The sequence below is a fragment of the Aquitalea sp. genome, assembly GCF_030150775.1.
Lineage (GTDB): Bacteria > Pseudomonadota > Gammaproteobacteria > Burkholderiales > Chromobacteriaceae > Aquitalea > Aquitalea denitrificans.
Genome location: NZ_JASLFG010000024.1, coordinates 78,950 through 91,862 on the forward strand (window position 1 = coordinate 78,950; position 12,913 = coordinate 91,862).

15 protein-coding genes are annotated in these 12,913 nt (G+C 57.5%); 9 read left to right on the forward strand and 6 right to left on the reverse strand.

From position 1 onward, the window contains the following. The first annotated feature begins 36 nt into the window (after nt 1-36). Entirely contained in the window at nt 37-879 is an 843-nt protein-coding gene (folP, locus tag QVF59_RS07835; protein ID WP_287878629.1) for a dihydropteroate synthase, read from the forward strand. Between the two features lie 156 nt (nt 880-1,035). Then, a complete protein-coding gene (gene glmM, locus QVF59_RS07840) occupies nt 1,036-2,370 on the forward strand; it encodes a phosphoglucosamine mutase (RefSeq protein WP_159879462.1) in 1,335 nt (444 codons plus the stop codon). A 63-nt stretch (nt 2,371-2,433) separates the two neighbouring features. Here the strand turns inward: glmM and alr are convergent, their stop codons facing one another. After that, nucleotides 2,434-3,504 carry an alanine racemase gene (gene alr, locus QVF59_RS07845; protein ID WP_287878631.1) on the reverse strand — a complete coding sequence of 357 codons (1,071 nt, stop codon included), beginning with the start codon at nt 3,502-3,504 and terminating at the stop codon, nt 2,434-2,436. Between the two features lie 116 nt (nt 3,505-3,620). On the opposite strand from alr, the gene QVF59_RS07850 reads away from it, so the two are divergent. Next, a complete protein-coding gene (locus tag QVF59_RS07850) occupies nt 3,621-4,250 on the forward strand; it encodes a DedA family protein (protein ID WP_159879458.1) in 630 nt (209 codons plus the stop codon). A gap of 61 nt (nt 4,251-4,311) precedes the next feature. Here the strand turns inward: QVF59_RS07850 and QVF59_RS07855 are convergent, their stop codons facing one another. Next, nucleotides 4,312-4,638: an FKBP-type peptidyl-prolyl cis-trans isomerase gene (locus tag QVF59_RS07855; RefSeq protein ID WP_287878633.1), complete on the reverse strand. Its 327-nt coding sequence runs from the start codon at nt 4,636-4,638 to the stop codon at nt 4,312-4,314. A 246-nt stretch (nt 4,639-4,884) separates the two neighbouring features. Here QVF59_RS07855 and QVF59_RS07860 point away from each other — a divergent pair, with 246 nt between their 5' ends. Then, nucleotides 4,885-5,580 (forward strand): DUF2189 domain-containing protein, encoded by a 696-nt coding sequence (locus QVF59_RS07860; protein WP_240902527.1) that lies wholly within the window; start codon nt 4,885-4,887, stop codon nt 5,578-5,580. 10 nt (nt 5,581-5,590) lie between these two features. Beyond that, nucleotides 5,591-6,544: a D-2-hydroxyacid dehydrogenase gene (locus QVF59_RS07865; RefSeq protein ID WP_287878636.1), complete on the forward strand. Its 954-nt coding sequence runs from the start codon at nt 5,591-5,593 to the stop codon at nt 6,542-6,544. 75 nt (nt 6,545-6,619) lie between these two features. Here the strand turns inward: QVF59_RS07865 and QVF59_RS07870 are convergent, their stop codons facing one another. Further along, complete coding sequence (locus tag QVF59_RS07870) at nt 6,620-7,099, reverse strand: DUF1841 family protein (protein ID WP_287878639.1); 480 nt, start codon at nt 7,097-7,099, stop codon at nt 6,620-6,622. A 58-nt stretch (nt 7,100-7,157) separates the two neighbouring features. Here QVF59_RS07870 and QVF59_RS07875 point away from each other — a divergent pair, with 58 nt between their 5' ends. Further along, entirely contained in the window at nt 7,158-7,652 is a 495-nt protein-coding gene (locus QVF59_RS07875; protein WP_287878641.1) for a glutathione peroxidase, read from the forward strand. Nucleotides 7,653-7,779: 127 nt separating this feature from the next. Here QVF59_RS07875 and trmB read toward each other — a convergent pair whose 3' ends face one another. Both trmB and QVF59_RS07885 read right to left on the reverse strand, forming a co-directional pair. Continuing rightward, nucleotides 7,780-8,460 carry a tRNA (guanosine(46)-N7)-methyltransferase TrmB gene (gene trmB / locus QVF59_RS07880; protein ID WP_287878643.1) on the reverse strand — a complete coding sequence of 227 codons (681 nt, stop codon included), beginning with the start codon at nt 8,458-8,460 and terminating at the stop codon, nt 7,780-7,782. Nucleotides 8,461-8,496: 36 nt separating this feature from the next. After that, nucleotides 8,497-9,414, reverse strand: a complete 918-nt coding sequence (locus tag QVF59_RS07885) for an NAD(P)H-binding protein (RefSeq protein ID WP_287878645.1) — start codon at nt 9,412-9,414, stop codon at nt 8,497-8,499. A 41-nt stretch (nt 9,415-9,455) separates the two neighbouring features. On the opposite strand from QVF59_RS07885, the gene QVF59_RS07890 reads away from it, so the two are divergent. Continuing rightward, complete coding sequence (locus QVF59_RS07890) at nt 9,456-10,490, forward strand: CDP-6-deoxy-delta-3,4-glucoseen reductase (RefSeq protein ID WP_287878648.1); 1,035 nt, start codon at nt 9,456-9,458, stop codon at nt 10,488-10,490. An 8-nt stretch (nt 10,491-10,498) separates the two neighbouring features. Here the strand turns inward: QVF59_RS07890 and QVF59_RS07895 are convergent, their stop codons facing one another. Continuing rightward, entirely contained in the window at nt 10,499-10,663 is a 165-nt protein-coding gene (locus QVF59_RS07895; RefSeq protein ID WP_287878651.1) for a hypothetical protein, read from the reverse strand. An 82-nt stretch (nt 10,664-10,745) separates the two neighbouring features. Here QVF59_RS07895 and QVF59_RS07900 point away from each other — a divergent pair, with 82 nt between their 5' ends. Both QVF59_RS07900 and arcD read left to right on the forward strand, forming a co-directional pair. Beyond that, nucleotides 10,746-10,883 carry a DUF3149 domain-containing protein gene (locus tag QVF59_RS07900; protein WP_082086308.1) on the forward strand — a complete coding sequence of 46 codons (138 nt, stop codon included), beginning with the start codon at nt 10,746-10,748 and terminating at the stop codon, nt 10,881-10,883. Between the two features lie 375 nt (nt 10,884-11,258). Next, a complete protein-coding gene (gene arcD / locus QVF59_RS07905) occupies nt 11,259-12,698 on the forward strand; it encodes an arginine-ornithine antiporter (RefSeq protein WP_287878656.1) in 1,440 nt (479 codons plus the stop codon). Nucleotides 12,699-12,913: the final 215 nt, after the last annotated feature.

Consider the following 12,913-nt stretch of genomic DNA (forward strand, 5'->3'; position numbering starts at 1 on the left):
GTCACCCTGTTTTGCATTTATCTGGCAGAACTCTTCATGCAATTGCTTCAATGCGGGCGCTTCACGCTCGATCTCTCCCGCCCCATGATCATGGGCATTCTCAATGTCACGCCGGATTCGTTTTCCGATGGTGGTCGCTTCAGTTCCCTGGATAGTGCGCTGCAACGTGCCGAAAGCATGTTGGCCGACGGTGCGGCCATTCTGGATATCGGTGGGGAATCCACCCGTCCCGGTGCGGCGGAAGTCAGTGTGCAGCAAGAGCTGGACCGTGTGCTGCCGGTATTGGAAAAACTGAAGGACATTGGTGTTCCGCTATCGTTGGACACCCGACGCACCGTGGTCATGCAGGCTGCCTTGCAACTGGGGGCAGTCGATCTGATCAATGATGTCTCCGCGCTGGAGGACGATGGCGCGGTTGATGCCGTAGCTGCGTCGCAGGTGGCTTTGTGCCTGATGCACAAGCAAGGTAATCCGGACACCATGCAGGAGGCCCCGGCTTATCAGGATGTGGTGGAAGAAGTGGGACATTACCTGCTGCGTCGGGTACAACTATGTCGCGCTGCAGGCATAGCCGACGAGCGCTTGCTGATCGACCCTGGTTTTGGCTTTGGCAAAACCTTGGAACACAATCTGCAATTGCTGGCCGGGCTGCGTCGTATCGAAGCCATCAGCGGTCTTCCGCTGCTGGTTGGCATGTCGCGCAAATCCATGCTGGGGGCCATTACCGGCGAAGCCATTCCGACAGAGCGGCTGGGTGCGAGTGTGGCCGTGACACTGGTTTCCCTGCAGCAAGGTGCCAGGATTGTCAGGGTGCATGACGTCAAAGCCAGCCGGCAGGCGCTGGAAGTGTGGGCCGCATTGCAGCCGTATTCCGCCTGAATTTGATTCCGCAGTCTGATGCTGTATTTGATTTGCATGGCGCAGGCTTGCCCAACTGACCGGACAGACGGGTACAATACACAGGTTCCGCAGGGGTTATTGTTGCAGCTACCCGTTGCTGGCCAGGCGCTACAGCAACGTGACTAGGATGATGAAATGAGTCGCAAATATTTTGGTACTGATGGTGTACGCGGTGAGGTCGGGCAGTTTCCCATCACCCCGGATTTTGTTCTCAAGTTGGGTTACGCGGCTGGTCGCGTGCTGGTCGATCATGACAAGGATCATCGCCCTACGGTGCTGGTTGGCAAGGACACCCGCATTTCCGGCTACATGCTGGAAGCTGCTTTGCAGGCCGGTTTCACTGCCGCCGGTGTCAATGTGCTGCTGACTGGCCCGCTGCCGACGCCAGGGATTGCCTATCTCACGCGGGCCCTGCGACTGGAGGCCGGCGTGGTGATTTCGGCATCGCACAATCCTTATCAGGATAATGGCATCAAATTTTTTGCCGAAGGCGGCAAAAAGCTGGATGACACGCTGGAGCTGGAAATCGAAGCCATGCTGGAACAGCCGATGACCACCAACAGCTCGGCCGAGCTGGGGCGTGCGCGTCGAATCTCGGGTGCCGCTGAGCGCTACATCGAGTTCTGTAAGAGTACCTTTCCGGGGGAGAGTGATCTCAAGCAGCTGAAGCTGGTGGTGGACTGTGCCAATGGCGCAACCTATCACATCGCCCCCAAGGTCTTCCACGAGCTGGGTGCCGAGCTGGTGGTTATCGGTGGTGACCCCAATGGCTACAACATCAATGACAAGGTGGGTGCCACCTATCCCAAAACCTTGCAGGTTGCGGTGCTGGAACACCATGCTGACTACGGCATTTCGCTGGATGGCGACGGCGACCGCCTGATCATGGTGGACAAGCATGGCAAGGTATATGACGGTGACCAGTTGATCTACGTGATCGCCAAGGCACGTGCTGCACGCGGTGATCTGAAAGGCGGCGTGGTCGGCACCGTCATGACCAATATGGCGATGGAACTGGCGCTCAACAAGCTTGGTGTGGCCTTTGGCCGTGCCAAAGTTGGCGACCGCTATGTGCTGGAAATGCTGCATGCCAATGGCTGGCAGGTGGGTGGCGAGGCGTCGGGCCATATCTTGTGCCTGGACAAGCACACCACGGGCGACGGCATCATCTCCAGCCTGCAGGTGCTGGCCAGCCTGGCAGAACTGGGCATCAGCCTGGAAGAGGCCTGCAGCGACTGGACGCCGTTCCCGCAAACCATGATCAATGTGCGTCACAACGGCTGCGACTGGAAAGCCGCATCGGCCGAGGCGCTGGCTGCAGCGGAAGCTGCATTGGCAGGTGTAGGTCGCGTGGTACTGCGCCCATCTGGCACCGAGCCGGTGGTGCGGGTGATGGTGGAAGCCAGTGACCGTGCGCTGTCGGAAAAGTGGGCCAGAGAGATAGCTGCCACCATTGAACGCGTGGCCTGATTCTGCATCAATCCATGAGAAAAGCCGCTGTGTGATACAGCGGCTTTTTCATGCCTACGGGTTTTAGATCAATTGACGCGGTACGCGTGGGGCGATGGCGCACATCAGCTCATAGCCAATGGTGCCGGCAGCGGCTGCCACTTCTTCAATTGCCACATGCGGTCCCCACAGCTCCACCCGGCTTCCGATATCGGCGGCAGGGATGTGGCTGAGGTCGATGGCCAGCATGTCCATGGAAACCCGACCCACGGTGCCGCTGCGCAGGCCGTCTACCATGACCGGGGTGCCATTGGCGGCAATGCGCGGGTAACCGTCGGCATAGCCGCAGGCGACAATGCCGATGCGCATGGGCTGGTCCGCCTGGAAGTTCAATCCGTAACCCACGGTGTCACCTGCTTGTAGCTGCTGGATGGCGATGATGTCCGCACTCAGCGTCATGGTTGTTTGCAGGCCCAGCGCGGCAGCATGGCAGTCGGCAAATGGCGAGCAGCCGTACAGGGTAATGCCGGGGCGCACCACATCGCCGTGGGTATGCGGGTGGCGGAAGACGGCGGCGGAGTTTGCTGCGCTGATCGCCAGGCCGCTGGCCTGTGCCACCGGGGCGAAACGCTGCCACTGTGCCGTCACGCCACGGTCATCATCGGCCGTGGCAAAGTGGGTCATGATGGTGCTCAGCCGGGCCTGCGGCAGTGCTTGCAACTGGCGGATCACTGCCGGGGCCTGTTCGGGGCAAAAGCCCAGCCGGTTCATGCCGCTATTGATCTTGAGCCACACCTCAACCGGCTGCTGCAGGGAACCTTCCTGCAGCCAGGCAATCTGGTGAGGGGAGTGGATGGCACCGGCAATGCGGTATTCGGCCATGGCTTGTACTTCGGCCCGGTCGAACGGACCTTCCAGCAGCGTGATGGCTTGCTGGATGCCGGCCTGGCGCAGGGCGATGGCGTCTTCGATATTGAGCAGGGCAAATCCGTCGGCAATGTCGGCCAGTGCACTGGCGCAGCCAAGAGCACCATGGCCATAGGCATCGGCCTTGATAACGGCCAGGGCCTGACGGCCGGCGGCATGTTGACGGGATTGCAGGTAATTATGGCGCAGGGCGGAATGATTGATTTCCACCCGTATAGGGCGTGTCATGTCAAGAAAGGATAAGGTCGAGGTGTGCTATTATAAGCGCCCGATCATGCACTCGGACAATCAGCCCGTGGCCAAATCTTGTGACAGGACAAGACTGTGCCGGTCGGCGGAGCACTATGGACATACTGCAGATACTTCTCGATTTCTTTACCGGTTACGGTTATGTAGCAGTCTTTACCGTATTGCTGGTATGTGGTTTTGGTGTGCCGATTCCGGAGGACATTACTCTGGTGGCTGGCGGCATCATTTCCGGCCTTGGCTATGCTGATGTGGACATCATGTTCCTGGTGGGAATGGCCGGGGTACTGGCCGGAGATGGCATCATGTTTGCTGCCGGACGCTTTTATGGCCACAAGGTGCAGCGTTTCCGTCCCATCGCCCGCATCCTCACGCCCGAACGCTTTGAGGCCGTACAGGAAAAGTTCGAGAAATACGGTACTTGGGTGTTGTTTGTCGCCCGTTTCCTGCCGGGCTTGCGCTCACCCATCTTCATTACCGCAGGCATGACCCGGCGCGTCCCCTATTGGCGCTTCCTGCTGATGGATGGTTTTGCTGCCTTTATTTCCGTGCCGGTCTGGGTTTATCTTGGGCATTACGGAGCCACCCAGCGCGAATGGCTGATGCACATGGTGCATCGTGGTCAGATGGGCATTCTTTCCGTTGTTGGCGTGTTACTGGCTGTGCTGGGCATTCTTTACCTGTGTAAGCGTAAAAAGTGCTGTGCGGATTCCGGGCTGAAGAAATAAGCTGGTCATTGAAATAAAAAAGCCACCGCGACGGTGGCTTTTTCCATGCGCGCAAGCCGGATCAACCTACCTGCAGCAGTTCCACTTCGAATACCAGAGTGGCATTGGGCGGAATTACGCCACCGGCACCACGGGCACCGTAGCCCAGTTCTGCCGGAATGGTGAGCTTGCGCTTGCCCCCCACCTTCATCCCGACCACGCCCTGATCCCAACCCTTGATCACATGGCCGGCACCCAGCGGAAAACTGAAGGGCTGAAAGCGATCCTTGCTGGAGTCGAACTTGCTGCCGTTGGTCAGCCAGCCGGTATAGTGCACGGTAACTTCCTGGCCGGTGACGGCCTCGGCACCTTCGCCTACGGTCAGATCTTCAATGATCAATTCGCTCATCTTGTGTTCCTTGTATCTGGTTCAAGCAAGGCGTCATTGTACCAGCAGCTACCGTTATACGGCCTGGTGGCTAAATTCTGTCATTTGTATTTGACAATCAGTGGCTTATAAAGAATTAACTGTCTGGTTTACCCACCCACCACCAGAAGGGGATTCGTCATGGATATCACCCACGGCACATCCCGGGAGCACCCGGTTGTTCATCATGTCGCAGTTTCCCAAACCATAGTCTGGCTGCAGCAGGGCATGAAAGACCTGCGCAAGGCACCAGCCGATGCCATGTTCTATGGCGCGGTCTTTGTCCTGATGGGATATCTGTTGATTACTTACTTCGACAGCGCCCCACAATTTGTGCTGACCCTGTCCACGCTGTTCTTGCTGGCCGGGCCGTTTCTGGCCATTGGTCTGTATGATCTGGCACGGCAGCATGAAAACGTCTTTGCCCAGCAGCGTGTCAATCTGTGGCACAGCATGACTGCATGGCGGGTGAACATGCCGGGCTTTACCCTGTACGCAGCCTTGCTGGCGCTGATGGTATTTGGCTGGTTCCGGGTATCGCTGCTGATGTTTGCGCTGTTCTTTGACACCGCAGGCCTGCCATCGCTGGATAGTCTGCTGGTCAATGCCCTGCTGCCGGAAAACATGACCTTCCTGCTGGCTTATTTTGGTGTCGGCTTCTTGTTCGCCGTGGCAGTGTTTGCGCTCAGCGTGGTGGCGATTCCCATGATGCTGGATAAAGATGTGGACACGGTTACTGCCATGATCAACAGCGTGCAGGCGGTGTACAAGAATCTGCTGACGATGGCGGTATGGGCCGTTATGATTGTGGCTCTTACTGCAGTGGGTTTTGCCACTTATTTCATTGGCCTGATCGTTATCATGCCCGTGCTTGGGCTGGCCAGCTGGCATGCCTACCGCGCCATGATTTCTTACGAAAGCTGACGCCAGACAGATGAGCCAACCATCCATCGTATTTCTCGACCGGGACAGCCTGCCTGTCCCGGTTCCCGTATTTCCGTTTGCACATCAATATCGCGAAATCGCCGCCACCACACCGGAGCAGATTGTCCGGCACGTTGGGGATGCCGATATCGTGATCACCAACAAGGTGCCGTTCAGCCGGGAAACCCTGCTGCAGCTGCCCAGGGTGAAGATGCTGGCCGTGGCTGCCACCGGCTACAACCATATCGATGTTGCCACCTGCCGCGAGCAAGGCATTGCGGTGGCCAACATCCGCCATTACGGCGACGAAACCGTGGCCGAACATGCGTTTACCCTGATGCTGGCCCTGATGAAGAATCTGCCGGCCTATCAGCGTGATGTCGCTGCCGGGGTATGGGAGCAGGCCAAGCAGTTCTGCCATTTTGGCGCGCCCATTCGCGACCTGAAGGGCGCAACCCTCGGCATTCTTGGTGCCGGTGGCATTGGCCAGGCGCTGGCCGAACGTGCTCGCGCTTTTGGCATGCATGTGCAGTTTGGTGAGCGCAAGGGCGTCGCCACCGTGCGCGATGGCTATGTCAGCTTTGATCAGCTGCTTGCCAGTTCGGATGTACTGTCCTTGCATTGCCCGCTGAACGATGAAACCCGCAATATGATTGCCCAGCCGGAGCTGATGGCAATGAAGCCGGGTGCCATCCTGATCAATACCGCGCGCGGCGGGCTGGTGGATGAAGAGGCGCTGGTAGCTGCGCTCAAATTTGGCCAACTGGGTGGTGCTGGTTTTGATGTGCTGAGCACCGAGCCGCCATCGGCAGGCAATCCGCTGCTCAAGGCCCGCTTGCCACACCTGATTGTCACCCCGCACATCGGCTGGGCTAGTCAGCAGGCGATGCAGCGTCTGGCACAGCAACTGGTGGACAATATCGCGGCCTTTATTGCCGGTAAGGAAGCCAACCGCGTGGTGTGAGCCCGGTTATTTGTCCTCATGAAAAAAGCAGGCCACCAGGGCCTGCTTTTCTATTGGTACAGAGCAGGATACTGCTCAGTCGGGAATATCGTTGGGATTGATGCGCGGCGTTTCCTCTTCGCCCATGCCCAGCTTGCCGCGCACACAGGAAATGTAACGGTTCACATCCGGGCCGCCGCCATAGCGCTGCGCATGCCAGATCATCTCTCCCAGGCATTCCATCATCTCGTGCTGGGCACGATGTTCGTTGCCGTGGCGCAAGGCCAGTTGGGCGTAGAGTGAACGAATGCCAAAAGGCTGGTCGATGGAGCGCTGCTCCTCGATGGCCACATGCAAACCCATATGCAGAAAGGGATTGGTTTCGCCCATTTCCGGCGTCCATTCCTGCTCCAGATACTTTTCCGGATGATTCAGGATGGAGTGGTACTCAGGGTGGTCTATAAGAATGGAAAGCACGATCTTTTCCAGATCGGTCAGCACGCTGCCGTTCTGGTGCTTTTTCCAGGTGTCGAAGAAGAAGCCGCGCGCATCCTGGCGGCTGGGTGAAAACAACATGCGCAATACCTGAGTACGTTTCTCGGATAAGTCCGGATTATACGGAAGGGAACCCACCATGACCACGCTTTACGATTTTTCCATGCCCTTGCCTGATGGCAGCTCCATGGCGCTAAGCACTCTGCAAGGCCAGGTGGTACTACTGGTGAATACTGCCAGCGAGTGTGGCTATACCCGGCAATATGCGGGCTTGCAGGAATTGCATGACAGCCTGTCTGGCCAAGGTTTGCGGGTGCTGGCCTTTCCCTGCAACCAGTTTGGCGGGCAAGAGCCCGGCACCGATGCCCAGATCGCCAGCTTCTGTGCCAGCCGCTTTCAACTGACCTTGCCGCTGTCGGCCAAGGTGGAGGTCAATGGCCCGCAGGCACATCCTTTGTGGCGCTGGTTGACCCAGGCGGATAGCGCACATCCTCACCCGGTGAAATGGAATTTCACCAAGTTTCTGCTGGATGGAAAGGGCAGGGTGGTGAAGCGCTTCGAGCCGGCAGTGGCGCCGCATGAGCTGCTGCCGGACATCGAAGTCTTGCTGAGCCGGCGTGCCACTGCCGACTGAAACCGGTCTGGTTTAGAACCGCTAACAAAACCGCGTAGAGAACCCGGGCCAAGGCGCGCCGCCGCAGACAGTACATGGCGTACGGCAAGGCGGCGCAACGCTGGAGCGGGGGTTTTGTTCGCGGGGCTTACTTGCGGCGAAAGATGATGTCCCACACGCCGTGGCCCAGTTTGATGCCACGGGCTTCAAACTTGGTCAGCGGACGGTAGTCCGGGCGCGGGGCATAGCCATCGGCGCTATTGGCCAGATCGCTGGTGGCGCTGAACACTTCCATGATCTGGATGGCGTAGTCTTCCCAGTCGGTAGCGGCGTGCAGATAGCCGCCCGGCTTCAGCTTTTTCACCAGTTTTTCCACCAGCGCTGCCTGAATCAGGCGGCGCTTGTTGTGGCGCTTCTTGTGCCACGGGTCGGGGAAGAAAATGTGTACGCCGTCCAGGCTGCCATCAGCCAGCATGTTATCCAGTACTTCCACCGCATCGTGACGGATGATGCGCAGATTGCTCAGCTCCTTTTCAGCAATCAGCTTGCACAGATTGCCCACGCCCGGGGAATGCACTTCCACGCCCAGATAGTCGATAGCGGGATTGGCCGCGGCGATTTCGGCGGTTGCACCACCCATGCCAAAGCCGATTTCCAGCACCTTGGGTGCCTGGCGGCCAAAAGCCTGCTCCAGGTTGATGACGGTTGGCTGATAGTCGATGCCCCATTTGGGCATGCCCTCGTCCATTGCGCGTTGCTGGCCTGCAGACAGATGTCCCTGACGCAGCACAAAGCTTCTGATGGCGCGCCCGAATGCCGGATTTTCCATGTGATTCAAACAGATAATTGCGGGAAGACGCGCATGTTACCGAATCTTGCCGGCCTTAGCGAGTGCCACGCTCTGCCAGGCCGGGTTTGCCGCCAGTTGTGCGACAAATTCGCGTGCCGTGGGATAGCGCAGCGCCACGCCCAGCTCTGCCAGGCGCTGGTGGCGAAAGCGGCGAGACTCGGCCATGTAAGACCATAAAGCCGGGCTGACGGCGGCCTGCACCTCGGCCCGGCTTAGCCGTGGCGGCAGTGGCAGGGCCAGCGCATCAGCCAGCATGGCGTACCAGTCGGTAATGGTGAGCGGCTCCTGGTCGCAGGCATTGTACACACGGATGCCGCCACGGTTTTGCTGCAGGCTGGCAATACACAGGCTGGCCAGGTCGTCGGCATGGATATGGTTGCTGAAGCTGTCTTCCTCGGGCCGGATCAGCGGTGTGTTTTGCACAAGACGGGTCAGCGGCAGGCGTTCCAGTGCATAAATTCCCGGCGCGCGCAGAATGCTCAGCTGGCTGCCATGGCGGCGGGTAAAGGCTCGCAAGACGTTTTCTGCATCCAGCCGGCGCATGGCGCGATCGGTTTGCGGCCTGGTGGGAGAACATTCATCCAGCCAGTCGCCAGCGCTATTTCCATACACGCCAGTAGTGCTGATATAGCTAATACGCTGTGGTATCCTGTCGGCTTTTGCCAGTGCGTACAACAACTTGCGCGTGCGGCTGTCGCGCATTCCGCTGGCAGGTGGTGGGGCAGTTATCCACAGGGCATCGGCCAAACCAGCCAGCCGTTCCAGGCTGGCGGCATCGTCCAGATTGGCCATGATCGGGATGGCACCGCCCGCGCGGGCCGTTTCTGCCGCTTGTGCGTGATGTGCCAGAACCAGCACTTTCCAGTGCTGCACGAGTAGGGGCAGGGCCCGTCGGGCGACATCACCCATGCCTGCAATCAATAAAGTACGCATAGGCTGCATCTTACCGAGATTTGGAATAATAAAGGTACCCAATGACTTCCCAGGTCAAAGTGCTCCCGAGCGGGCATACGTTCAGTGTTGAAGCGCATGAAACCATTCTGGAAGCGGCTTTGCGCCAGAATGTCGGTCTGCCTTATGGCTGCCGCGATGGTGCCTGTGGTGCCTGCAAGGGCAAGGTAGTAGAGGGTGAGGTTAGCCAGGATGGCTATCAGGAAAAAGCCCTGCCGGAAAGTGAACGCGTTCAGGGCATGACCCTGTTCTGCTGTGCCCGCCCGCAAGGTGATATCACCATTGAAGCCCGTGAAGTGGCCGGTGCTGGTGACATCCAGATCAAGACCCTGCCGTGTCGCGTGGAAAGCATGGTCAAAATGCACGATGTGGCCGTGCTCAAGCTCAAACTGCCGGTATCCGAGCGCCTGCAGTTCCGCGCCGGTCAGTACATCGACATCCTGATGAAGGATGGCAAGAAACGCAGTTTTTCCATTGCCAACGCCCCGCACGATGATGCCTTCCTGGAGCTGCATATTCGCCACCAGCCCGGCGGCAGTTTCTCCGACTATGTGTTCAGCCAGATGAAGGAGCGCGAAATCATGCGCTTCAAAGGCCCGATGGGTTCTTTCTTCCTGCGTGAAGATTCGGACAAGCCCATCATCTTCGTGGCCAGCGGTACCGGTTTTGCGCCGGTCAAGGGCATTATCGAGCATGCCATCCATCACGGCATCCAGCGCCCGATGGTGCTGTACTGGGGCGCACGTACCAAGGCCGACCTGTACATGGCCGAACTGGCCGCCAGCTGGCAGGCTGCGCATGCCAACATCACCGTGATTCCGGTGTTGTCCGAAGCGCTGCCGGAAGACGAATGGCAAGGCCGCACCGGCTTTGTACACCAGGCGGTGCTGGATGACTTTGCCGATCTGTCCGGCTACCAGGTGTATGCCTGCGGTGCGCCGGTGATGGTGGAATCCGCACATCGCAGCTTCATTGCCGAGCGCAAGCTACCGGAAGATGAGTTCTTCTCCGATGCCTTCTTCCTGTCCAAGGACATGGGCGGCAACAAGCAGCCCTGATCTGCTTGTCAGCCGCCATCAATCAGCCCCTGCCATGCAGGGGCTTTTTCATTGCTGGTGGCTACTGTGTGAGTTAGCGTCATCGGGTCGCAATGACTGCGGCTATGGCATCTTTTTGTTTTTGTGGCACTTTCCATGAGCAAATGCGCCGTAAACGGATTGTTGATTTGCATCAACATCCACAATTTTTGTAGGGTTATTATGACCATCGACTAATCAATCAAGGCGGCAAACCGCCAGCTAGAGGAGTGAGAAATGGAACTGCTGGGTCAACTTCTTTCCGACGATGTCGGTGTTCTGGGTTTGGCAACCATTGTCTTTGCTACCGTGGTGGTATGCGGTGTGATCTTTGTCATTAGCCGCAAGGTGAAAAACGCTGGGCCGAATGACTGAATCAGTTTGATTGTGGTGTAAGTCTAGATTTCCTCTTGATGTGTGTGTTGGTGGATACGGTGGTGGGCCGTATCCATTTTTTTTGCCCATTATCCATATGTGATTGATTGTTTAATCAATAGCTGTGAATTATTGCTAATAAAGCATGGTTGTAAATTTAGAAATTCAATTGGGATAAATTGGGCTAACTACCTATAACCCAGCCATCTTGTTTCCTGTTGTCCGGCAGCATCCTTTTTTTCATTTGATCCTGGTCAAACATCTGTTTGTGGTTTCTGGAAGCCTTGCGCGTCCATCACTATCATTACATCAACGAATTAGAAATTAATAATATACAGATAGTTTTCAGATCAATGTATTTCACGGAGAACGAAAATGTCCACTGAAACGGAAGTACAAGGTGGAGGAGCACCCAAACTGAAACTGGGTGCGCTCACCGCACTGGTAGTGGGTTCCATGATTGGTGGCGGCATCTTCTCGCTACCGCAAAACATGGCGGCAGGTGCCGGTGCCGGTGCCATCATCATTGGTTGGGCCATCACCTTCCTTGGCATGCTGACACTGGCATTTGCCTTCCAGATGCTGGCCAACCGTAAACCGGAAGTAGAAGGCGGGGTTTATGGCTATGCCCGGGCTGGCTTTGGTGACTACATGGGCTTCAACTCAGCCTGGGGTTACTGGATTTCAGCCTGGATCGGTAACGTTTCCTACTTTGTCGTGATGTTCTCGGCGCTGGGCTTCTGGTTCCACGCCTTTGGCGACGGTAATACGCCAACCGCCATCATCTGTGCCTCTGTGCTGTTGTGGGGCCTGCATTTCCTGGTATTGCGTGGCGTGCATGGTGCGGCCTTCATCAACACCATCACCACCATTGCCAAGCTGGTACCGCTGGCCCTGTTCATCGTACTGGTGGTGTTTGCCTTCAGGATTGACACCTTCAATCTGGATTTCTGGGGTAATCCGAAACTGGGTTCGATTGTCGATCAGGTGAAGAGCACCATGCTGGTGACCGTGTGGGTATTCATCGGTATCGAAGGTGCGTCGATGTTCTCTGGCCGTGCCGAGAAGATGAGTGATGTGGGCAAGGCTACCGTAGTCGGTTTCCTGCTGACCATCGCCCTCTTGGTTGCCGTGTCGGTCCTGGCGCTGGGCGTGATGACCCAGCCCGAGCTGGCCGCCCTGAAGAACCCGTCTACCGCCTATGTGCTGGAAAAGGCCATTGGACCCTGGGGTGCCAACATCATGAACGCCGGCTTGGTGATTTCGGTGGGTGGTGCACTGCTGGCCTGGACGCTGCTGGCTGCTGAAGCGCCTTACCTGGCCGGTAAAGACGGTGTGATGCCGCGTATCTTCGGTACCACCAATGCCAATGGCTCGCCTGCTGCCTCGCTGTGGCTGACCAACGGTCTGATCCAACTGTTCCTGGTCATCACCCTGTTCAGCTCGGCCGGTTACCTGGCACTGCTGTCGCTGGCCACCTCGATGATCCTGATTCCTTACCTGTTGTGCGCCGTGTATTCCTTCATGGTGGCCCAGCGTGGCGAAGGCTATCAGGCAAGTGAAGGCAAGGGTCGTGACCTGAGTATTGCCGGTATCGCCAGTGTGTACGGTGTATGGCTGATCTACGCCGCTGGTGTGAAGTACCTGTTCCTGTCGATGGTGCTGTATGCCCCGGGCCTGCTGTTCTACCTGTGGGCCAAGAAAGAACATGGCGAGAAGCCGTTCAAGGGTGCTGAAGCCGTACTGGCCGCCATCATTGTGGTACTGGGTGTGATTGCAGCCTACGAGCTGTTCACCGGCCAGCTCACCCTCTAAGACAAGACAACAACATTTCTGAGGAGCGCCTCAAGGGTGCTCCCCGACTCCCTTACCTGAATTGAAGGAGTTTGATCATGACCAACAAATTTGGTGTTCATTCCGAATGCGGCAAGCTGCGCAGCGTGATGGTGTGCCGTCCGGGCCTGGCCCACAAACGCCTCACCCCCGACAACTGCCACGACCTGCTGTTTGATGACGTGATCTGGGTGGAA

Coding starts and splice junctions, on each gene's coding strand:
- QVF59_RS07875 (WP_287878641.1), top strand. CDS start 7,158: ATGACCACGCTTTACGATTTTTCCATGCCCTTGCCTGATGGCAGCTCC.
- alr (WP_287878631.1), bottom strand. CDS start 3,504: ATGACACGCCCTATACGGGTGGAAATCAATCATTCCGCCCTGCGCCAT.
- trmB (WP_287878643.1), bottom strand. CDS start 8,460: ATGGAAAATCCGGCATTCGGGCGCGCCATCAGAAGCTTTGTGCTGCGT.
- arcD (WP_287878656.1), top strand. CDS start 11,259: ATGTCCACTGAAACGGAAGTACAAGGTGGAGGAGCACCCAAACTGAAA.
- folP (WP_287878629.1), top strand. CDS start 37: ATGCAATTGCTTCAATGCGGGCGCTTCACGCTCGATCTCTCCCGCCCC.
- QVF59_RS07895 (WP_287878651.1), bottom strand. CDS start 10,663: ATGCAAATCAACAATCCGTTTACGGCGCATTTGCTCATGGAAAGTGCC.
- QVF59_RS07870 (WP_287878639.1), bottom strand. CDS start 7,099: ATGTTGTTTTCACCCAGCCGCCAGGATGCGCGCGGCTTCTTCTTCGAC.
- QVF59_RS07885 (WP_287878645.1), bottom strand. CDS start 9,414: ATGCGTACTTTATTGATTGCAGGCATGGGTGATGTCGCCCGACGGGCC.
- QVF59_RS07900 (WP_082086308.1), top strand. CDS start 10,746: ATGGAACTGCTGGGTCAACTTCTTTCCGACGATGTCGGTGTTCTGGGT.
- QVF59_RS07850 (WP_159879458.1), top strand. CDS start 3,621: ATGGACATACTGCAGATACTTCTCGATTTCTTTACCGGTTACGGTTAT.
- glmM (WP_159879462.1), top strand. CDS start 1,036: ATGAGTCGCAAATATTTTGGTACTGATGGTGTACGCGGTGAGGTCGGG.
- QVF59_RS07865 (WP_287878636.1), top strand. CDS start 5,591: ATGAGCCAACCATCCATCGTATTTCTCGACCGGGACAGCCTGCCTGTC.
- QVF59_RS07890 (WP_287878648.1), top strand. CDS start 9,456: ATGACTTCCCAGGTCAAAGTGCTCCCGAGCGGGCATACGTTCAGTGTT.
- QVF59_RS07860 (WP_240902527.1), top strand. CDS start 4,885: ATGAAAGACCTGCGCAAGGCACCAGCCGATGCCATGTTCTATGGCGCG.
- QVF59_RS07855 (WP_287878633.1), bottom strand. CDS start 4,638: ATGAGCGAATTGATCATTGAAGATCTGACCGTAGGCGAAGGTGCCGAG.